This window comes from Bradyrhizobium sp. AZCC 1578, assembly GCF_036924675.1.
In the GTDB taxonomy this organism is placed as follows: domain Bacteria; phylum Pseudomonadota; class Alphaproteobacteria; order Rhizobiales; family Xanthobacteraceae; genus Bradyrhizobium.
In genome coordinates, this window is sequence record NZ_JAZHRZ010000001.1 from 2,317,652 (window position 1) to 2,338,634 (window position 20,983).

Sequence of the window (20,983 nt, forward strand, 5' to 3'; positions counted from 1 at the left end):
GCCCTTAGCCGATCTGGATTTTGGTATCGGAAACGAAGGTATAGGGCGGCACGGCCAGGTTGGTCGGCGCGGGTCCCTGCCGAATCCGGCCCGACGTGTCGTACACCGAACCGTGGCACGGACAGAAGAAGCCGTCGTACTGGCCCTCATGGGCGATCGGGATGCAGCCGAGGTGGGTGCAGATGCCGACCACGACCAGCCACTCGTCATGGCCCGGCTTGACCCGCGCCTCGTCGCTCTGCGGATCGGGCAGGCTCGACACCGACACCGCGCGGGCCTCGTCGATCTGCTTTTTGGTCCGGTGGCTGATGTAGATCGGCTTGCCGCGCCAGAACACCTTGATGTCCTGCCCTTCGGCGATCGGGGTCAGGTCGACCTCGATCGGCGCACCGGCCGCGACCGTGGAGGCATCCGGATTCATCTGCGAAACCAGCGGCCACACCGTGGCAGCCGCGCCTACGGCGGCGACGGCTCCCGTTGCAACAAAAAGGAAATCACGGCGTGTCGGATGGTCCGCCGAAGACGCTGTCGTCACGATCTCAAGCCCTTTCTTATCTGCAGCCAGCGGAACCGCCCCGGACCCGCGCAAAAGCGCGCCCCGGAGGAGGCTGCCGGCGCCCGCGGCCCCCGCGGCGGCAGAAAAAACCGCTTTTCCTCCCCCATTCCGGCGGAACAAGCAGTCCAGAATCGTTCTATTGGCACCCTTGCCGTGAGAGCGCAAGCCCGCTATCGGCTCGATAGCGTGCAATGCACTAAATCGGCGCCCGGCCGTGATTTATTCGAAACATTTCATTCGCGCCACCAAAGCCTGACACCATGCAGATTGCGCTTTTCCAGCCCGACATCCCCCAGAACACCGGGACGATTCTGCGCCTGTGTGCCTGCCTGGGCGTGGCCGCCCATATCATTGAGCCGGCGGGATTCCCGACCTCTGATCGGCATTTCCGCCGCGCGGGAATGGACTATCTCGATCATGTCGTCCTTACCCGCCATGACTCATGGCCAAAATTCGAGCAATGGCGTAACGAGGCTGGTTCCCGGCTGGTGCTGTTTACGACCAAGGCGGCCGGTTCCTATCTGGATTTCCGCTATCGAAGTGACGACGTCCTATTATTCGGGCGGGAATCCGCAGGAGTTACCGACGAGGTCGTCTCCGCGGCCGACGCTCGGGTGACGATCCCGATAAGGCCGGGCTTGCGTTCGCTCAATGTGGCGATGGCGGCCGCCATGGCACTAGGCGAGGCGATGCGTCAGACGGGTCATCCGATTGCAGGCGAGATCGGGTCCAAGGAGAAGGTGTGAGCTACGCGGTCAAGGAAATATTTCTGACGTTGCAGGGCGAAGGCGCACATGCCGGCCGCGCGGCAGTGTTTTGCCGTTTTTCCGGCTGCAACCTCTGGAGCGGCCGCGAACAGGACCGCATGAGCGCCACCTGCCAGTTCTGCGATACCGACTTTGTCGGCACCGACGGCACGCTCGGCGGCCGCTATGCCACGGCGGACGAACTCGCCGACACCATCGCCGGGCAATGGACCGGCGAGAATACCAACCGCTACGTGGTCCTGACCGGCGGCGAGCCTCTGCTGCAGGTCGATCCCCCCTTCATCGATGCGCTGCATGCGCGCGGCTTCGCCGTTGGCATCGAGACCAACGGCACGATCGAACCGCCCGAAGGGATCGACTGGGTCTGCGTCAGTCCGAAAGCCGGCGCCGATCTCGTAGTGCACCGCGGCCACGAATTGAAGCTGGTCTATCCGCAAGCAGGCGCAGCGCCGGAAGATTTTGTGAGGCTCGATTTCGAGCGCTTTTCGCTGCAGCCGATGGATGGACCCGACGTGCTCGAAAACACCGCGCGTGCGGTCGACTACTGCCTGCGCCATCCGCAATGGCGGCTCAGCCTGCAGACGCACAAGACACTTGGCATCAGATAACTTGGCATCAGATAGGATTTAGATTTTCAAGATGTGGGAACTGACGAAATCGTTTCGCTTCGAAGCTGCGCATTCCCTGAAGGGAACGACCTTCGGCGCGGCCAGCGAGGAAATTCACGGCCACTCGTTTCGCGCCGAAGTGAGCGTGCGCGGCACGCCCGACCCGGAAACCGGCATGGTGCTCGATCTCGGCCTGCTCGAACGCAGCATGGAAGAAGTTCGCAAAGCACTCGACCACAAGCTCCTCAACAAGGTCGAGGCGCTGGGGACGCCGACGCTGGAAAACATTTCGCGCTACATCTTCGAGCGGGTCCAGCACGCAGGCCAAGTTACTCGCGTCAGCGTTCATCGCGACAGTTGTAACGAGAGCTGCACGTATTTCGGGCCGCAAGGCTAACTTTCACCGTCATTGCGAGGAGCGGAAGCGACGAAGCAATCCAGTACTTTCATGCCACGATGGATTGCTTCGCTTCGCTCGCAATGACGGAAAGGTAACGTTGGGAATTCCTAATGGACGTATCCGTCATCGAGGATCGCAAGACGCGCGCGAGAGCCTGGTTCGAAGCGCTGCGCAACGACATCTGCGCGGCCTTCGAAAAGCTGGAAGACGACGCGCCGCCTGCCCTCTATCCCGGCGAGGCCGGTCGCTTCGTCCGCACGTCCTGGGACCGCACCGACCACACCGGCAAGCCCGGCGGCGGCGGGGTGATGTCGATGATGCGTGGGCGGCTGTTCGAGAAAGTCGGCGTGCACTGCTCGACCGTGCATGGCGAGTTCGCGCCGGAATTCCGCGCGCAGATACCCGGCGCGGCCGACGATCCCAGGTTCTGGGCGTCGGGCATTTCGCTGATCGCGCACATGCGCAACCCGCATGTGCCGGCGGTGCACATGAACACCCGCTTTGTGGTCACCACCAAGGCCTGGTTCGGCGGCGGGGCGGATCTGACGCCGGTGCTCGACCGCCGGCGGACCCAGGATGACCCCGACACGCTCGCTTTCCATCAGGCGATGAAAGAGGCCTGCGGGAGATCGAACGGCGTGGCCGATTACGACAAGTACAAAAAATGGTGCGACGAATATTTCTATCTGCCGCACCGCAAGGAAGCGCGCGGCATCGGCGGCATCTTCTACGACTGGCACGATTCAGGTGACTGGGACGCCGACCTCGCCTTTACGCAGGAGGTCGGCCGCGCCTTCCTGAAAATCTATCCTGAACTGGTCCGCCGCAATTTCGCCCTTCCCTGGAATGCCGCCGACCGCGAGGAACAGTTGATCCGGCGCGGGCGCTACGTCGAGTTCAACCTGCTCTACGACCGCGGCACGATCTTCGGGCTAAAGACTGGCGGCAATGTGGATTCCATCCTCTCGTCGATGCCGCCGGAGGTAAAGTGGCCATGATCGCATGATCGGGTTGTCATGACTGATCGCTATGGTGCGATTCGTGTCATGTCATCCGAGGAGTAGATCATGGATTTGAAACCAGGCGACGTCGTCATTCTGAAGTCCGGCGGCCATCCTCTCAGTGTGGTGGAGGTCAAGGACGGCAACGTTGCGTGCGTATGGATGGGCAATGAAGGCGATCTGTTCCGCGAGACGCTGCCGCTTGCCGTCCTAGAGCTCGCCGAAGCCGATACGTCAGAGGACGACGAAGACGAAGAAGACGACGAAGACGAGGACGAAGAGGAAGCCGAGGACGAGGAAGAGGACGACCGCGCCAACAAGGTTGCGTGAGGCACTTTTTGACGCCGCCGGGCTTCCATGGTCCGGCGGCGTGGTTTCCCGGGATTGGACCCGGTGCGGGTGATCTGATATTCGCGACAAGTGCGCCGCTGCTTCCCGCGGCCGATGACGCTTGAAGTGAGATGGCCGCGAAACAATGATCCACCTGCCCCGCGCGATGCTGATCGATATGGACGACACCATCCTGTCGGCCTATGGACGTCCGGAGATCGCCTGGCACAATGTCACGTCCGAGTTCGCCGCCGAGTTCGAGCCCCTGACCTCGCAGCAGGTTGCCGTCGCCGTTCTGGACTCCGCGCGCAAATTCTGGGCTGTTGCCGAAGCCGAATGGCGGCTGAAGCTCGATGAAGCACGGCGCCTCACCGTCAGAAACGGATTTGCCGCGCTTGCCGAAGACGGCCACGTCCTGCCTGAAGACCTCGCGACACGGTTGGCCGACCGCTTTACCGCCTACCGCGAAGAGGAAATGTTCGTCTTCCCCGGCGCGCATGACGCCATCGACGAATTGAAGGCACGCGGCGTGAAGCTGGCGCTGGTCACGAACGGCGCCGCGGGTACCCAGCGCGCCAAGGTCGAACGCTTCGCGCTATCGCACCGCTTCGATCACATCCAGATCGAAGGCGAGCACGGTTTCGGCAAGCCGGACGAGCGCGCTTATCTGCACGCGATGCAGGCGCTCGGCGTCACCGCGCCCGAGACCTGGATGATCGGCGACAATCTGGAATGGGAGGTGGTGGCGCCGCAGCGGCTCGGCATCTATGCCATCTGGATCGACGTGCATGGCGACGGCCTGCCGCCGGATTCAACCGTGAAGCCCGACCGCATCATCCGCTCGCTGACGGAACTGCTGCCCCGCCAAGGCTGACGGCCCAAGAGCTGACGGCGCCCCTGAAGTCCCTGCCGCTCCCCGCCCATCACACGATCGCGTGTAGTGTGAGTTGTCTCACAGAGCCGAGGCCGACAATCCCAGATTGTGTCGAGATTGGTTCAAGGTTGAAGTCCAAGGGTTGGGGAGTTCACCGATGCCGAACGACGACACGCATGACATCGCACCGAAAGCCGCCCCGCTCAGGTGGCTCTGGAAGTTCAATCACGGGCTCGACATCGTCTAGGCCTGTCGCTGGTTACGGTGCTGAGCAGCCTCTTGGTCGGCTACTTCCAATATCTCAACGCCTATCAGGAGAAGGTGAGCAGCCAGGCCAAGGAAGACATGAACTCGGCCGCCGCAACTTTCACCGAGATCTCACACGCATTCTCCAAAATGCAGGGGCTGCAGCAAACCCTTTACACCGATTTCGTGCGCGCCGTCGGCGAGAAATCCGATGCCAGCGACAAGGCGCTGGCCACCAGCAACGCGCGGGCGATTTCGGAACGTTATGAGAAAGCACGGAACGAACTTCGTGAAAACATCGACCTCCTCACCCGAAAGGCCGAAATCTACATCGACTGGGCCAGCAATACATATCGCGATCCGGCCGAAAAGCGTAACGTTGACGAGGACCCGCTGTCACGACGGGTGTTGCGCGACTACGCCTTCGATTGTTCCGACAAGTTCAATTTTCCGGCCTTCGGAAACGTGCACGCGCCGGATGACGGCACACCACCCAAGGAAGTTGCCGACGACAAATATTGCGCGATGGCCGAAAAACGTGGCGTTGACGATACGACCAGACCGAAAGACGCGTTCATCCGAATCTGCGCCGGCCCTCAAGACAGGGCAGCAAAGCGAATCTACTGGTACAGCGCCAAGCACCATGTCCTGACGATGCATTACTGCTTCGAGGCCGCGCACAACAAGCTGGCGGCAGCGCGGCAATGGGCCGCCGGGAGCGTCGGCGAAGCCGCGAAGGAAAGCGATATTCTGCAGGGAGAAAAGGAGATCAACGCCGAACTGGACGATCTGGCTGGCCGGATCAATGCGTTCAGCAGTCTGGCGCTGTATCAGTTGGAGCAAATTCGGGTGAAATATCGCCCGGCCGGCCTTTGGTGCAACGTGCCCTTTGTCTGGAACATATCAAGCTTGAACTGCTTCCCGATCCGCACGGCGTCGCTCACGCGTTGATCCCGATCAGTGCCGCAGCGCCGCGGTGATCATGACGAGGCCGCCGACAATCACGGCGGCGTCGAGGATCGCAGTATGGATATGCACCGGCATGCGTTCAACGAAGGCCTTGGCAAGGAACGCGCCGGGAATTGCGATGGCGCCGATCAGGAGCGCGAAGGCAAGCACCTGCGCGGTGACGACGCCGGCAAGGCCGAACACCAAAATCTTGATGAGACCGGTCACGACCGAGATCACCGCGTCGGTAGCGATCACGGCAGCTCCCTCGAGGCCGGACGCCATCAGCAGCGACAACAGGATCACGCCCGAACCCGATGTGCCGCCGACCACCACGCCATAACCCACTGCGCTCACGCCAAGGCCGGTATCGCCGATCTTGATATCGCGGTGCTTGGCCAGCCGGCGTAGCGGCACGCTTAGGATCAGCATGCTGCCGATCACGAACGCCGCGCCGGCGCTGGTCAGCCGCGTGTAGCCATAGGCGCCGAGCGCCGTCGTCAGCATGGCGGCGCCGATCACGATCAGGGCGCGACGCCGGTCGGCGTAGCGAAAATACGCCACGAAGCGGCTGATATTGGTGAAGATCGCTGAGATCGCGATGATCGGCACCACGGGCTCGGCGCCGACCAGCGGCACCAGCACCAGCGGCATCAAGGCGCCGGTACCATAGCCAGCAAGCCCGCCGATGACGGAGGCCAATAGCGCCATGCCTCCAACCAGCACGAGTTGACCGAGCGAAACGTCGGCAAACCCGGCCAGAATATTCACAGCCGGTGATCGCGGGTGAAACGGGCGGCGGCCTGGTCGGCGATCGCGGCAAGGGCGGATGGTTCAAGCGGAAAATCCGCGGCCAACCAGGCGTCTTCCGCAAGCGCCAGCACGTGACCGAGACCGGGACCTTCGGCAATGCCGCGGGAGATAAAATCGGCAGCCTTCAGCGGAAATTTCGGCGCGCTCCAGCGCTGCGGCAAGGTTGCAAGCTCATGCCAGCGCGCGTCGCCATTGCCGACGCCGCCTGCCCGCGCCCACGCCAGCATCAGCCGGTCTCGATACGGATCCTCGCCGAGCCGATAGAGAAGCTGTCGCGCACGCGCGTCGTCCTTGCTCGCGAGCCGCCACCAGCGATGGCCCATCGAATCCAGCGCTTTGGTTTCCGCGTTGGAAAGCCGAAGCCGTGCCGAGACGCGCCTGGCGTCCTCGGTGACGGCGACCGTGAGCGCGGCCAGCCGGCGCACGGCGCTTGGCGGCAGGCCCAGCGCCCGTTCGGCCGCGATCATCGCCGCGAATGTCCCCGTATAGGTGACGCCGCCGAAGATCGGTAGCAGCAGGCCGGCATCCGCCATCGCCTGCACCGCAACCGCGGCGCCTTCTGCGATCAACAGCTTCAACATCTCCATGCGCACGCGTTCGGCGGAAAGGCTCGAAAGCCCGGCGCGCCCGTCGATGCAGGCGAGATATCCGGCACGGTCGGGCTCGCCCGCCCCGTAGGCGGCATGCATGCGAAAGAAGCGCAGGATGCGCAAATAATCCTCAGCGATGCGCTGGCCGGCGTCGCCGATGAAACGCACGCGTTTGGCCTGGATATCGGCAAGCCCGCCGACGTGGTCGTGCACGACGCCCTCGGCATCGACCGAAAGCCCGTTGATGGTGAAATCGCGCCGTTCCGCATCGCGAACCCAGTCCCGCCCGAACGCAACCCTGGCCTTGCGGCCAAAGGTCTCGGTATCCTCACGCAAGGTCGTGACCTCGAATGGGTGCGATTCGACGACCAGCGTGACCGTGCCGTGGTCGATGCCGGTCGGGACGCATTTGATGCCGGCCGCCTTGGCGCGGCGGACGACCTCGTCGGGCAAGGCCGTCGTCGCGATATCGATGTCGCCGAGAGGAATTTTCAGAAGCGCATTGCGCACGGCACCACCGATCACGCGGGCTTCCTCGCCATCGCCATTAAGCAACGCGAGCACGCGCGCGGCCGGACCGGATCTGAGCCAGGGCGCGTCCGACAGCACGCGTGCCTCGCTCATTTCTCCCCCCCGTGAACCAGCTTGCCGTCTTCCAGATGCGCGGGAACGTAGGTCGAATTCGGCGGCGCGCCGGAGAATTGGGCGAGCAGCACGAAGCTGATCGCGACCAGCAGCAGCGATCCCAGCGCCAGTTTGGCGACAAGATGTGCCGGCCAGGAGGAGGACGCGAACACGCCGGAACGGGTGGCAATCAGAAACAACGCGTAGGCCACGAACGGGACCAGGAATATTGCGATCTCGGTCAGAACCGGACGGATCATGCGAGATAAATCCGCTCATACAGCACGCGCAGGATTCCCGCGGTCGCACCCCATATGTAACGCTCGGCGAACGGCATGGCGTAATAGGAGCGCTCCATGCCGCGGAATTCCTTGGAATGGATCTGATGGTTCTCGGGATTCATCAGGAACGCCAGCGGCACCTCGAAGGCGTCGACCACCTCGCCTTCGTTGATCGTCAGCTCAAAGCCGGGCTTCACACGCGCCACCGTCGGCAGGATGCGAAACCCGAAGGCGGTTCCATAAAGATCCAGATAGCCGATCGGCTCGATGAACTCGCGCTTGAGGCCGATTTCCTCCTCTGCCTCGCGCAAGGCGGCATCGAGCGGGGAAGCGTCGATTGCGTCGATCTTGCCGCCCGGAAAGGAAATCTGGCCGGCGTGGCTGGAGAGATGCGGCGAGCGCTGCGTCAGCAGCACCGTCGGCTCGCGGTGATCGACCACCGGGATCAGCACCGCCGCCGGGCGCACCGGCTGCTCGCGCGCCACGATCTCGAGCATGCGATCATTGCCCGCATCGCCCGTCTTCGGAATGACATTGGGATCGACCAGGCCGGGCGGCACGTCGAAGTTCAGCCGGGTCTTGCTTCGCGCGAAGAATTCCGTCGAGCTGATCGGAGCCGCCTCCATCTTCGTCAGCATCGGCTCGTTCAAACCGCATCCCTCACCTGCTTCGCGTCCGCCATGGCAAAGAACTCGCCGCCGGACTCGATGCCAAACATCGGCTGACCATCGACCATCCGCTCCTCCCCCATGTCAACCAGATCGTAATAGAGCGCGCGTGTCACCTTCGCCCACAGATCGGCGCGGACGTGCAGATAGGGCGTCAGCCCGCCGTCGGCGGCCATCTCGAAGCGCAGGCGATGGCTGGAATCGCATGGCACCCAGTCGTCAACGTTGGTGCGGAAGCGCAACAGCCGGCCGCGATCGCCGGCATCGTTTTGCATCTCCACTGCCAGGAACGGCGCATCGTCGACGCGGATGCCGACCTTCTCGACCGGGGTAACGAGAAAGTGCTTGCCGTCCTCGCGCTTGAGAATGGTCGAAAACAGCCGCACCAGCGCCGGCCGCCCGATTGGCGTCCCCATGTAGAACCACGTCCCATCGCCGGCGATTCGCATGTCGAGATCGCCGCAGAACGGTGGATTCCACAGATGAACCGGAGGCAGTCCCTTCCCGGTTGGGGCGCGATTGACGGCTTCGGTGGCAGCAACCGTCAGACCTTCAAGACCTTTGCTGTCGTGGCCCTTGCCTTCCTGACGCTGGCCGCTGGTTTGCCCTTGCTTCGCCATTGTTTGCCCTGAGTCTCGGCGCCTCGATTGGCACGATTGGTGCACATATACCGAGATATGTGTTCCCGACGATTTGTGTCCGTACTATTGCGGATCAAGTCGCCATATCGTGATGCCGTTCATACCCCGAAATACCGATAATGTGGGGATAGTTTAATTCAACGAATGCATGGCCTTTACACAGGTCTAGCATGAGGTTCGTGGCATGACGACGCAACCAACGGCGTCATGAAGCGGTTAGGTTGTTGAAGGAGAAAGACATGGCGAGCGCAGACGGTGTCGAGAAACTCGAGGACGCGATCGTCCGGTCGGCCGAGCAGGTCGCCGGCCAGATCCGCGCCGCGAAGGAAGCGATCTCCACCGTCATCTTCGGCCAGGTTCGGGTGATCGAAAACACCCTGGTGACGATCCTGTCCGGCGGCCACGCGCTCTTGATCGGCGTTCCCGGCCTCGCCAAGACCAAGCTTGTCGAAACCTTGGGCATCACGCTCGGGCTGGATGCCAAGCGCATCCAGTTTACGCCTGACCTGATGCCCTCGGACATTCTGGGCGCCGAGGTGCTGGACGAGAGCAATTCCGGCAGGCGGTCGTTCCGTTTCATCTCCGGACCGGTGTTTGCGCAGCTTCTGATGGCCGACGAAATCAACCGCGCCAGCCCGCGGACGCAATCGGCGCTGCTGCAAGCCATGCAGGAACAGCACATCACCGTTGCAGGCGCGCGGCATGATCTCCCCAAGCCGTTCCACGTGCTCGCCACCCAAAACCCGCTGGAGCAGGAAGGCACCTACCCGCTGCCCGAGGCGCAGCTCGACCGCTTCCTGATGGAAATCGACGTCGATTATCCCGATCGCGACGCCGAACGCCGCATCCTGTTCGAGACCACGGGCGCGGAAGAGACGCTTGCCAAGGCCTCGATGGACGCGGAAACCCTGATCGCGGCGCAGCGGCTGGTGCGGCGCCTGCCGGTCGGCGACAGCGTCGTCGAGGCGATCCTGTCGCTGGTGCGCGCCGCACGCCCCAACACCGAAGACGGCGGCGACAAGCTGATCGCCTGGGGGCCTGGCCCGCGCGCCAGCCAGTCGCTGATGCTGGCGGTCCGTGCCCGCGCCTTGCTCGACGGCCGCCTTGCGCCCTCGATCGACGACGTGCTCGATCTCGCCGAACCCGTTCTCAAGCACCGCATGGCGCTGACCTTCTCGGCGCGCGCGGAAGGCCGCACCATTCCCGACGTAATCAGACAATTGAAGACGCGGATTGGTTGATGGCCGCAGAGACCAGCCACGAGAACAGGGAGATTGTTGCGATCCGACGTGCCGATGGCGAAAGCCGAACGCTCGCCGCATCGCTGCCCCGTCTCGTGCTCGATGCCCGCCGCATCGCCGCCAACGTCATCCATGGCCTGCACGGCCGGCGCCGCGCCGGCGCCGGCGAGAGCTTTTGGCAATATCGCCGCTTCGTCTCCGGCGAACCGTCGCAGAACGTCGACTGGCGGCGCTCGGCGCGCGACGATCATCTCTATGTCCGCGAGCAGGAATGGGAGGCGGCGCATACGATCTGGCTGTGGCCCGACCGTTCGCCGTCGATGGCATTTGCTTCCAAGGGGGCCCGCGACTCCAAGCTGGAGCGTGGCCTGATCGTGACCTTTGCGCTCGCCGAACTCCTGGTTTCGGGCGGAGAGCGCGTCGGCATTCCCGGCCTGATGACCCCGACCGCAAGCCGCAACGTGATCGACAAGATGGCGCAGGCGATGCTGCATGACGATGCGGTGCGCGCCAGCCTGCCGCCCTCCTTCGTGCCGTCGGCCCTGGCCGAAATTGTCGTGCTGTCCGACTTCTGGTCGCCGATGAGCGAAATCAGGACGATGCTCGCCGGGCTTTCGGCCTCCGGCGCCCATGGCACGCTGATCCAGGTCGTCGATCCTGCCGAAGAGACCTTTCCTTACGCCGGCCGGATCGAGTTCGTCGAGCCGGAAGGTTTTGGCGTCATCACCGCCGGCCGCGCCGAGAGCTGGGCCAGCGACTATGTCGCGCGCGTCACGCTGCATCGCGATGAGATCCGCAGCGAAACCAACAGGCTCGACTGGCTGTTCTCGACCCACACCACCAGCCGGTCCGCCGCCGAACTGCTGCTGTTCCTGCATTCCGGCATGATGGCAGCCAAGGGAAGCGTGCGCGGCTCAACGGTCAAGGCGGGGCGCAGCGCATGATGGCGGGCATCCCCTTAAGCTTTGCGCAGCCGCTGCTTCTGCTGGGCCTGCTGAGCCTGCCGGTGCTGTGGTGGCTGTTGCGCGTGATGCCGCCGCGGCCGAGACGGATCGAATTTCCGCCGACGCGGCTGTTGTTCGACATCAGGCCCAGGGAAGAAACCCCGTCGCGGACGCCGTGGTGGCTGACGGCGCTGCGTCTCGCCGCCGCGGCGCTGGTCATCCTTGCCGCCGCAGGCCCGATCTGGAATCCGCAGACCGGGGTCGGCGGCAGCAATGCGCCGCTGGTGATTCTGCTCGACGACGGCTGGAGCGCGGCCGCAAGCTGGGACACCCGGATCAAGGCCGCGGACGAATTGATCGCCAACGCCGACAACGACCGCCGCGGGGTCGCGTTGGTTCCGCTCTCCGAACCCGCACGTGACATCACGCTGATGCCAGCCGGTACCGCACGCGTCGCGCTGCGCCAGATTGCACCAAAGCCGCATTCGATCGACCGCGTCGACACGCTAGGCGCGCTCGACCGCTTCCTGAAGGCCACCGGTGATGCCGAGATCGCGTGGCTGTCCGACGGTGTCGATACCGGGCGCGGCGCCGAATTCGTCGAGAATCTCGCCAAGACCATCGGCGACCGCAAGCTGACGGTGTTCGAGGGCGGCGCGGCGCCAGCGCAAGCCTTGGTCGCTGCCGAAAACGCCGCGGCGAAAATGACGGTCAAGGTGCTGCGCACCACCGGCGGCGTCGCAGCCGGCGTGGTCCGCGCGATCGACGCCAAGGGCTCGCCGATCGGCGAGGCGCGCTACGCGTTCGGCATGCAGGACCGCGAAAGCGAAGCGGCATTCGATCTGCCCGTCGAACTGCGCAATGACATTTCGCGGCTGGAAATCTCGGGTGAACGATCGGCCGGTGCGGTGCAATTGCTCGACAAACGATGGCGACGGCGCGCCGTTGGCGTCGTCACCGGCGCGACCAGCGATACCGCCCAACCGCTATTGGCATCGACCTTCTACCTTACCCGCGCCCTGTCGCCATTCGCCGACGTGCGGCTCGGCGACCGCGGCGCGCCGCAACAGGTGATCGCGCAGTTCCTCGATCAGCGGCTGCCGATGATCGTGCTCGCCGATGTCGGCACGCTGTCGCCGGAAATCCGCGAGCGGCTGAACGCATGGATCGATCAGGGCGGCGTGCTGGTGCGTTTCGCAGGTCCCCGCCTGGCGCAGGCCGATGACGATCTGGTGCCGGTGAAACTGCGTCGCGGCGGCCGCGTCCTCGGCGGCAGTCTGACCTGGGAAAAGCCACAACATCTGGCGTCCTTCGCCGCCGACGCTCCGTTCGCGGGCCTCGCGGTGCCCAAGGATGTCACCGTGAACCGGCAGGTGCTGGCCGAGCCCGATGCGGTGCTCGCCACCAAGACCTGGGCGTCGCTGGAAGACGGCACGCCGCTGGTGACCGGCGAGCATCGTGGCAGGGGCATTGTCAGCCTGTTCCATGTCGGCGCCGACTCGCGCTGGTCTGACTTGCCGATGTCCGGCAGCTTCGTCGAGATGCTGCGGCGGCTCGTTGACATGTCCGGCTACACCACGAAGCCCGGTGCTGGCGTTGCGAGCGAGGCGACCAACGTCGAGACGGTTGCGCCACTACGCACCCTCGATGGTTTCGGCGCATTCGGGCCGCCGCCCTCGACCGCCAAGCCGATGCCGGCGGATTATCGTGATCGCGGTACATCGGAACATCCCCCGGGCTTCTACGGCCCGGCCGATGGCCCGATCGCGGTCAATACGCTGGCTGCAGCCGATCGTATCGCGCCGCTCGAAACATCCTCGTTGCGCGCGCAGCGCGCCAGCTACACCAATGCCGAACCGCGCGATTTGCGCGGCATCCTGCTGTCGTCGTCGCTGGTGCTGTTCCTGATCGACGCGGTCGTGGTCGCGATGCTGGGCGCGGGCCTTGCCGCGCTGTGGCGGCGGCGCACGGCGACGGCCGCCGTTCTACTTGCCCTGATTCTGGTCGCGGCCTCGACTGCACCTTCGCCGACGCGCGCCCAGGGCAACGATGAATTCGCCATCAAGTCGGTGTCGCAGACGCGGCTTGCCTATGTCGTCACCGGAAATGCCGACGTCGATTCCATCGTCAAGGCGGGCATGGCCGGACTGACGCTGTTCCTGGCGCAGCGCACGGCGCTGGAGGCCGGCGATCCCGTCGGCATCGATCCCGCAAAGGACGAGCTGGCATTTTTCCCGCTGATCTACTGGCCCGTTGTACCGGGCGCGCCGAAGCCGCCGCAGGACGCCATCAACCGCATCGACGCCTATATGAAACAGGGCGGCACGGTGCTGTTCGATACCCGCGACGCCGTCGAGGCCCCGCCGGGCGAGAACGGCGCGTCGCAGACGTCGGGCATGCGCACCTTGCGCGAGATTCTCTCCTCCCTCGACGTGCCTGAACTGGAGCCGGTGCCGCGCGAGCATGTGTTGACCAAGACGTTTTATCTGCTGCGCGATTTTCCCGGCCGCTTCACCTCGGGCCAGACCTGGGTCGAGACCCTGCCGCGCGAGGATGAAGACGATACGGCCTCGCGCCCGGCACGCGGCGGCGACGGCGTCTCGCCCATCATCATCACCTCGAACGATCTCGCCGGCGCCTGGGCGCATCGCCCGGACGGCCAGCCGATGCTGCCGCTGACGCCGAACGAGCCGCGCCAGCGCGAATTCGCCTTCCGCTCCGGCGTCAACATCGTGATGTATACATTGACCGGCAACTACAAGGCCGACCAGGTCCACGCGCCCGCCCTGATTGAACGGTTGGGGCAATAGGCCATGCAGTACGGCATCGCGTTTACTCCTCTCGTTCCGACACTCGTGCTGTGGATCGCGCTGGCCACGATCGTCGTCATCGCGGCGCTGCTGCTGTTCAGCCGCGCGCGCGGTGCGGCCGTGCGGGTCGCGGCGCTGGCGCTGATCCTGCTGGCGCTCGCCAACCCCTCCTTCACCCGCGAGGACCGCGAGCCGTTGTCATCGGTCGCCGCCGTCGTGATCGACAAGAGCCCGAGCCAGAATTTCGGCACCCGCAACCAGGAGACCGCGAAGGCGCAGGAAGCGCTGGTCGACACGCTGAAGAAGATCAAGGGACTGGAAGTCCGCGTCGTCGAGGCCGGACAGGCCGACGGCGAGACCGACGGCACCAAACTGTTCGGTGCGCTGTCCTCGGCGCTATCGGATGTTCCGGTTGACCGGGTCGCTGGCGCATTCCTGATCACGGACGGCCGGGTGCACGACATCCCCGCAAATGCCGCTGCGGTCGGCTTCCAGGCGCCGGTGCACGCGCTCGTCACCGGCCGGAAGGACGAGCGTGATCGCCGCATCGCAATCACGGCCGCGCCGCGTTTCGGCATCGTCGGGCAGCCGCAGACCATCACCTACCGGCTGGACGACCAGGGGGTCACCGGCCAGCGCGCCAAGATCGTGGTGCGCCGCGACGGCGAGGTGATCAGCGAGCGCAATCTGGTCAGCGGCCAGACCGCCAATGTCGACGTCGATATCAAGCATGCCGGCCCCAACATCGTCGAGATCGAGGCCTCGCCGCTCGAGAACGAATTGACGCCGGTCAACAACCGCGCCGTGGTCGCGATCGACGGCGTCCGCGACAGGCTGCGCGTGCTCCTGGTGTCGGGCGAGCCGCATTCCGGCGAGCGCACCTGGCGCAACCTGCTGAAATCGGACGCCAGCATCGACCTCGTGCATTTCACGATCCTGCGCCCGCCGGAGAAGCAGGACGGCACGCCGATCAACGAGCTATCGCTGATCGCGTTTCCGACCCGCGAACTGTTCCAGCAGAGGATCAACGATTTCCACCTGATCATTTTCGACCGCTACGCCCGCCAGGGGGTGCTGCCGATTGCCTATTTCGACAATATCGCGCGCTATGTCCGCGCCGGCGGCGCGGTGCTGGTGTCGGCTGGTCCCGATTACGCCTCCACCACCAGCATCTGGCGCACGCCGCTCGATACGGTGCTGCCGGCCGAGCCCGTCGGCGTCACCGAAAAGCCGTTCTATGCGCACTTGAGCGACGCCGGTAAGCGCCATCCGGTGACGCGCGGCCTCGAAGGTTCCGCCAGCGAACCGCCGCGCTGGAGCCGTTTCTTCCGCACCGTGGAAACGCGCAACGCGATCGGCGCGCCCGTGATGACCGGTCTCGACGGCAAGCCGCTGCTGCTATTGTCGCGCTTTGGCGAAGGCCGCGTAGCGCTCCTGCTGTCGGACCACATCTGGCTGTGGGCGCGCGGCTATGAAGGCGGCGGGCCGCATCTGGATCTGCTGCGGCGGATGTCGCACTGGCTGATGAAGCAGCCCGATCTCGACGAAGAGGCGCTGCGCCTGCAGATCCAGGGCAAGGACCTCGTGGTGCTGCGCCAGACCATGGCCGACAACGTGCCGCCAGTGACCGTGACCTCGCCGAGCGGCGCCACCAAGGAGCTCACGCTGACCGCGAGCGAGCCCGGCACCTGGCGCGCGACCATTCCCGCCAATGAGCTCGGGCTGTGGCAGGCGACCGATGGCGCGCTGAAAGCCCTGATCAATGTCGGGCCGACCAACCCGAAGGAATTTTCGGAAGTCACCTCCACCACCGAGATGCTGAAACCTCTGGCGCAGGCGACCGGCGGCGACGCGCGACGCGTGGCCGAAGGCGGAAGCATCGACCTGCCCCGCGTGGTGCCGGTGCGCGCCTCCGGTATCTTCCACGGCGACGGCTGGATGGGCGTCAAGATGCGCGAGGCCAGCGTCGTCAAGGGCGTCGGCGTGCTGCCGATGTTTGCCGGCCTGGTCGGGCTGTTGCTGCTGCTCGGCGCCTTCGCCGCGACCTGGGTGCGCGAGGGGCGCTGACGGCACGCCCGCCTCGTCGATGCGCCATCGATCATGATGCGATTTCGTAGAATCGCATCATGATCGCATCTCTTTGTTTGAGCATGATCTTTTCGGAAAACCGCTTCGCACTTTTCCGGATCATGCCCTACGCAGCCTCGTCCGCGCGTCGCCACCTCGGAAATGGATCGGCAAGCCCGGACCATTCCGCAACGCGCATTCCCGGCTTTCCTGAAACAAGGCACGCATCGAGACGCGCTGTAATGGCGTCCTGATCCATATTCGTGCCGATGAAGACGATCTCCTGCCGGCGATCGCCGTACACCTCGCTCCAGTTCTTCTTGAGCGATTGTCGCCAGAACGGATCGTTCGGCCAGCGATCTGCCGGCACATTCGCCCACCAGAAGCCCAGCCCTTCGGTTCGGACGATCGCTCCGGCCTGACTCAATTCACCGAGCCATTGCGGGCGAGTCGCTATCCAGAAATGTCCCTTGGCGCGGATGACGCCAGGCCAGCTTTCTTTCAGGAATTGATGAAATTTCGCAGGCTCGAACGGCCGTCGCGCGCGATAGACGAAGTTCTTGACGCCATATTCCTCCGTCTCGGGCGTATGACCTGCAAAGCCATAAAGCTCCTTGAACCACAGCGGGTGTTGCTGCGCGCGCTCGAAATCGAAGCGGCCGGTATTGAGAATGCGCTCCAGCGGCGCATTGGAGAAGTTGGTCTCGATGATATCGGCCTCGGGATTCAGAGAGCGGATTATCATTCGGGCGGAGTCGCGTTCTCCCTGCGACGCCGCATCGATCTTGTTGAGCACGATCACATCGGCAAATTCGATCTGCTCGACCAAGAGATCCACCAGTGTGCGCTTGTCATCTTCACCGAGCGACTCGCCGCGATCCGCTAGAAAAACGGTAGAGGAATAGTTCTTCAGCAGATTGACGGCATCGACGACCGTGACCATCGTGTCGAGAACTGATACGTCGGACAGGCTTTCTCCGTCTTCGGACCGGAAATCGAAGGTTGCCGCGACCGGCAGCGGTTCCGAGATGCCGGTGGATTCGATCAGCAGGTAGTCGAACCGTTCGCTCTCGGCGAGCGCCCGCACTTCCTTCAACAAATCGTCGCGCAGCGTGCAGCAGATGCAGCCGTTGGTCATCTCGACCAGCTTTTCGTCAGTCCGCGAGAGGTTCGCACCGCCATCGCGGACGAGGTCTGCGTCGATGTTGACCTCGCTCATGTCGTTCACAATCACCGCCACCTTCAGGCCCTGGCGATTGTTGAGCACGTGATTCATCAAAGTTGTCTTTCCAGCCCCGAGGAAGCCGGACAAGACGGTGACGGGGAGTTTTCGCATGGAGATCGAAAAGCCTCTTGAGCTCACGGGGCCCCAACCGGGGAGGACGACGCATGCGAGGGACCCCGTTGGTGCGATGGATCATGTTATGTTATAACATAACAATCCAAAATCGAGAGATTGTCAATTGGCGAAACAGGCGGGGTACGCAGGGCAAAAGCGCCGATGTTGCGCGAATCTCACACTTGGCGGAATTGTCAGGGCTCCGGAAAGACGGCAGCCCGGTGTCGATTGACACTCCGCGGTGTTCGCGACGTTATAATGTTACATTGGGGCGGCGAGATGCCCAGAGCCGCCCAGGGGACAAGGCGTCAATCGTCGTGAACTGGTTCCGAAAGCACCTCAAGCACGGCTCGCGGCTGGCGCTGTTTGCGCTCGCCATCCAGCTTGCGCTGTCGTGCGGGCATTTTCACGCGGCAGCCACGCAGGCCGCACCGGCCGTTCAAAGCGGGCTGACCGACGCCAATCTTGCGATCGCCACATCCGTTGCCGCACAAGATGCGCACCCCGAAGCCGCGCAGCCGCTGCAGCCTGCGGACCACGATGACGACCACCACACGGCCAATGTCTGCGCGGTCTGTGCCGTCCTCTCATTGGCGAACAATTTCCTGTTCATCACGCCGCCCGTACTGGAGTTGCCGGGGGCTGTCGAACTTTTGTACCTGGCCACCGGCGCTGAATTCGCGCATCTCGGCTCGTCCCATCTCGCGTTCCAGTCTCGCGCACCGCCCACCTCCTGACGCCGATTGAATCAATGCACTCCCCAAGGGATTGCCGCGTCAGGCGCGGTTCCTGAGGAGAAATCGGAATCGTCCGTCGCACATCGACGGAGTCAGGATCGGGACAATGACATTCAAGAAGAAGCGTGCGTTCTACATCGGTGGGGCTAGTTGGCTATTGCTATGCGCGATGGCCGACGGGGCGATGGCACAGGCCACGTCACCGGCATCGACGCAACTGCCTGAAATCACCGTGACGGCGCCGAGCCCGATCGTGCGGCGCAAACCCGCGCCCGTACGAACGCCGGCGCGCGTCACCCGCGCAGCGCCCGGCCAGACCCGCGAGCGCGCGCCAGAACCACAACCAGCCCCGGTCATCGCAGCGCCCCAACAAGGCGTGCTGCCGATCGTGACTGATCAATTCGCAACGGTTACCGTGGTGCCGAACGAGGAGATCCGCCGCCAAGGCACCGCCCAGCTTGGCGATCTCCTGTTCTCGAAGCCCGGCATTACCGGCTCGACCTTCGCGCCCGGTGCCGCGAGCCGGCCGATCATCCGGGGTCTCGATGTCAATCGCGTCGGCATCCTCGAGAACGGCACCAACGCTGGCGGCGCCTCCGATCTCGGCGAAGACCATTTCGTGCCGGTCGATCCACTGGCGACAAACCAGGTCGAAGTCATCCGCGGTCCTGCGGCGATGCGCTACGGATCGACATCGATCGGCGGCGTCGTCAGCGCAACCAACAATCGCATCCCTGACGCCTTGCCTTCATGCGCGGCGGCACCCTTCCAGACTTACGGGCTGCCGGCGAAGGCGCCGCTTGCAAACGTGGGGTCACCTTCCTGCGTCACGGTCGAAACCCGAACGGCCGTCAGTTCCGTCGACCGGGGTGTCGATGGCGGCATCCTGATTGATGCCGGCGGCGGCAATTTCGCGTTCCACGCCGACGCCTATGGCCGCAAGGCCAGCGATTACAGCATTCCGAGCTATCCGTACTTGTTCGACCAGACCCGCCCGGTCAACGGCCGGCAGCCCAATTCGGCGATGCAGGCGGCTGGTGCATCGATTGGCGGCTCCTACATCTTCGATGGCGGATTTATCGGCGCGGCGATCACGCAGAACGACACGCTCTATCGGATTCCGGGCATCGACGGCGCCGATCACCAGACCCGCATCGACGCGCGTCAGACCAAATTCACGGCCAAGGGCGAATACAGGCCGGACGCGGCGGCAATCGACGCAGTACGTTTCTGGGCGGGCGCGACCAATTACAAGCACGACGAGATCGGTCTTGCAGATCCCGCCGACTTGTCGTCCGCCGGGGTGCGGCAAACCTTTACCAACAAGGAGCAGGAAGGGCGCGTCGAGGTGCAGATGGCGCCGTTCAACGCGCGCTTTGCCGCTGTTACGACCGCCTTCGGTCTGCAGGCGGGGCATCAGGAACTGACGGCATCAAGCCCGGACGATCCGGGCAGCCCGCTCAACGGGTTGTTTGATCCTAACAAGAATAACAGGGCCGCCGGCTACGTCTTCAACGAGTTGAAGTTCACTGACTCAACCAAGGCGCAGATCGCGGGCCGTATCGAGCATGTCAGTCTCAGCGGAACGACGCCGGCATTTGTTCCGGAGCTGTTCGACCTCAACGTCGACCCTGCTGCCATTGGTCCTGCCACACCGCGCAACCTGAACTTCACGCCGAAAAGTGCGAGCGTCGGTCTGCTCCAGGATTTGCCAGGGGGTCTTGTCGCAAGCATTACCGCCCAATACGTCGAGCGCGCGCCCAAGCCGGCGGAATTGTTTTCGCGCGGACCGCACGATGCGACCGCCACGTTCGATATCGGCAATCCCAATCTCGGCATCGAAACCGCCAAATCGATCGAGATCGGATTACGACGCGCCACCGGCCCCTTCCGATTCGAAGCAACTGCGTACTACACCAAGTTCAATGGCTTCATTTTCCGTCGCCTCACCGGCAACACGTGCGAGGATGTCGCTTGCGTCGGTCCTGCGGACCCGGCTTTTCCCCTTGAACTCAACCAAGCGATCTATTCGCAGCGCGACGCCACCTTCCGTGGCGGCGAATTCCAAAGCCAGTTGGACGTCGGGCCGCTCTACGGCGGCATCTGGGGCATCGAGAACCAGTTCGATGTCGTGCGCGCGACCTTCAACGACGGCACCAATGTCCCGCGCATCCCACCCGTGCGCGTGGGTGGCGGCCTGTTCTGGCGCGATGCCAATTGGCTCACGCGGATCAACCTGCTGCACGCCTTCGCCCAGAACGATATCGCCCCGATCGGCGAGACGCCGACGGCGGGCTATAATCTGTTGAAGGCGGAGGTCAGCTACAGGACGAAGCTCGATCCAACCTGGTTCGGCGCGCGGGAAATGCTGGTTGGGCTCGTCGGCAACAACCTCTTGAACGAGAACATCCGCAATTCGGCGTCCTTCAACAAGGACGAGGTCTTGCTGCCGGGCATTGGCGTGCGGGCGTTTGCCAATCTGAAGTTTTAAGCCGCAT

At 63.9% G+C, this 20,983-nt stretch carries 20 protein-coding genes; 13 read left to right on the plus strand and 7 right to left on the minus strand.

Going from position 1 to position 20,983, the window contains the following annotated elements; translation table 11 throughout:
- Nucleotides 1-4: 4 nt before the first annotated feature.
- A complete protein-coding gene (petA, locus tag V1290_RS11275) occupies nt 5-535 on the minus strand; it encodes a ubiquinol-cytochrome c reductase iron-sulfur subunit (RefSeq protein WP_334364474.1) in 531 nt (176 codons plus the stop codon).
- 281 nt (nt 536-816) lie between these two features.
- On the opposite strand from petA, the gene V1290_RS11280 reads away from it, so the two are divergent.
- From V1290_RS11280 to V1290_RS11310, 7 genes are all read left to right on the plus strand, one after another.
- A complete protein-coding gene (locus V1290_RS11280) occupies nt 817-1,302 on the plus strand; it encodes a tRNA (cytidine(34)-2'-O)-methyltransferase (protein WP_028346976.1) in 486 nt (161 codons plus the stop codon).
- Nucleotides 1,299-1,931 carry a 7-carboxy-7-deazaguanine synthase gene (queE, locus tag V1290_RS11285; protein ID WP_334364475.1) on the plus strand — a complete coding sequence of 211 codons (633 nt, stop codon included), beginning with the start codon at nt 1,299-1,301 and terminating at the stop codon, nt 1,929-1,931. Before V1290_RS11280 ends, queE begins: the two co-directional genes overlap by 4 nt.
- A 31-nt stretch (nt 1,932-1,962) precedes the next feature.
- The gene (locus V1290_RS11290; protein ID WP_334364476.1) at nt 1,963-2,328 is read left to right on the plus strand and encodes a 6-pyruvoyl trahydropterin synthase family protein; all 366 of its coding nucleotides are present in this window, start codon (nt 1,963-1,965) and stop codon (nt 2,326-2,328) included.
- Between the two features lie 113 nt (nt 2,329-2,441).
- Entirely contained in the window at nt 2,442-3,329 is an 888-nt protein-coding gene (gene hemF, locus V1290_RS11295) for an oxygen-dependent coproporphyrinogen oxidase (protein WP_334364477.1), read from the plus strand.
- 69 nt (nt 3,330-3,398) lie between these two features.
- On the plus strand, nt 3,399-3,662 hold the full coding sequence (locus tag V1290_RS11300; RefSeq protein WP_065745887.1) for a YodC family protein: 264 nt from the start codon (nt 3,399-3,401) through the stop codon (nt 3,660-3,662).
- A gap of 145 nt (nt 3,663-3,807) precedes the next feature.
- Nucleotides 3,808-4,536: an HAD family hydrolase gene (locus V1290_RS11305; RefSeq protein ID WP_334364478.1), complete on the plus strand. Its 729-nt coding sequence runs from the start codon at nt 3,808-3,810 to the stop codon at nt 4,534-4,536.
- 279 nt (nt 4,537-4,815) lie between these two features.
- Nucleotides 4,816-5,733, plus strand: a complete 918-nt coding sequence (locus V1290_RS11310; protein WP_334364479.1) for a hypothetical protein — start codon at nt 4,816-4,818, stop codon at nt 5,731-5,733.
- A 6-nt stretch (nt 5,734-5,739) separates the two neighbouring features.
- On the opposite strand, the gene V1290_RS11315 is transcribed toward V1290_RS11310, so the two are convergent.
- The 5 genes from V1290_RS11315 to V1290_RS11335 are packed head-to-tail and all read right to left on the minus strand — an operon-like array spanning nt 5,740 to nt 9,326.
- A complete protein-coding gene (locus tag V1290_RS11315) occupies nt 5,740-6,501 on the minus strand; it encodes a sulfite exporter TauE/SafE family protein (protein ID WP_334364480.1) in 762 nt (253 codons plus the stop codon).
- Complete coding sequence (locus V1290_RS11320; RefSeq protein WP_334364481.1) at nt 6,498-7,757, minus strand: CCA tRNA nucleotidyltransferase; 1,260 nt, start codon at nt 7,755-7,757, stop codon at nt 6,498-6,500. Before V1290_RS11320 ends, V1290_RS11315 begins: the two co-directional genes overlap by 4 nt.
- Nucleotides 7,754-8,017, minus strand: coding sequence for a DUF6111 family protein (locus tag V1290_RS11325; RefSeq protein WP_334364482.1), 264 nt, complete (start codon nt 8,015-8,017; stop codon nt 7,754-7,756). The genes V1290_RS11320 and V1290_RS11325 overlap by 4 nt, the downstream gene beginning before the upstream one ends.
- The gene (locus V1290_RS11330; protein ID WP_442893666.1) at nt 8,014-8,676 is read right to left on the minus strand and encodes a CoA pyrophosphatase; all 663 of its coding nucleotides are present in this window, start codon (nt 8,674-8,676) and stop codon (nt 8,014-8,016) included. Before V1290_RS11330 ends, V1290_RS11325 begins: the two co-directional genes overlap by 4 nt.
- 8 nt (nt 8,677-8,684) lie before the next feature.
- On the minus strand, nt 8,685-9,326 hold the full coding sequence (locus V1290_RS11335) for a DUF1285 domain-containing protein (RefSeq protein ID WP_334364484.1): 642 nt from the start codon (nt 9,324-9,326) through the stop codon (nt 8,685-8,687).
- 260 nt (nt 9,327-9,586) lie between these two features.
- Here V1290_RS11335 and V1290_RS11340 point away from each other — a divergent pair, with 260 nt between their 5' ends.
- The 4 genes from V1290_RS11340 to V1290_RS11355 are packed head-to-tail and all read left to right on the plus strand — an operon-like array spanning nt 9,587 to nt 16,409.
- The gene (locus tag V1290_RS11340; protein ID WP_334364485.1) at nt 9,587-10,588 is read left to right on the plus strand and encodes an AAA family ATPase; all 1,002 of its coding nucleotides are present in this window, start codon (nt 9,587-9,589) and stop codon (nt 10,586-10,588) included.
- Nucleotides 10,588-11,532, plus strand: a complete 945-nt coding sequence (locus V1290_RS11345) for a DUF58 domain-containing protein (protein ID WP_334364486.1) — start codon at nt 10,588-10,590, stop codon at nt 11,530-11,532. Before V1290_RS11340 ends, V1290_RS11345 begins: the two co-directional genes overlap by 1 nt.
- Nucleotides 11,532-14,342, plus strand: coding sequence for a DUF4159 domain-containing protein (locus tag V1290_RS11350; protein WP_334368995.1), 2,811 nt, complete (start codon nt 11,532-11,534; stop codon nt 14,340-14,342). The genes V1290_RS11345 and V1290_RS11350 overlap by 1 nt, the downstream gene beginning before the upstream one ends.
- Nucleotides 14,343-14,345: 3 nt before the next feature.
- Nucleotides 14,346-16,409: a hypothetical protein gene (locus V1290_RS11355; protein WP_334364487.1), complete on the plus strand. Its 2,064-nt coding sequence runs from the start codon at nt 14,346-14,348 to the stop codon at nt 16,407-16,409.
- A 127-nt stretch (nt 16,410-16,536) separates the two neighbouring features.
- On the opposite strand, the gene zigA is transcribed toward V1290_RS11355, so the two are convergent.
- A complete protein-coding gene (gene zigA, locus V1290_RS11360; RefSeq protein ID WP_334364488.1) occupies nt 16,537-17,745 on the minus strand; it encodes a zinc metallochaperone GTPase ZigA in 1,209 nt (402 codons plus the stop codon).
- A gap of 320 nt (nt 17,746-18,065) precedes the next feature.
- Between zigA and V1290_RS11365 the strand changes: the two genes are divergently transcribed.
- Together V1290_RS11365 and V1290_RS11370 are read left to right on the plus strand one after the other, a co-directional pair.
- Nucleotides 18,066-18,485 (plus strand): hypothetical protein, encoded by a 420-nt coding sequence (locus tag V1290_RS11365; RefSeq protein WP_334364489.1) that lies wholly within the window; start codon nt 18,066-18,068, stop codon nt 18,483-18,485.
- A gap of 106 nt (nt 18,486-18,591) precedes the next feature.
- Nucleotides 18,592-20,976, plus strand: coding sequence for a TonB-dependent receptor (locus tag V1290_RS11370; protein ID WP_334364490.1), 2,385 nt, complete (start codon nt 18,592-18,594; stop codon nt 20,974-20,976).
- Nucleotides 20,977-20,983: the final 7 nt, after the last annotated feature.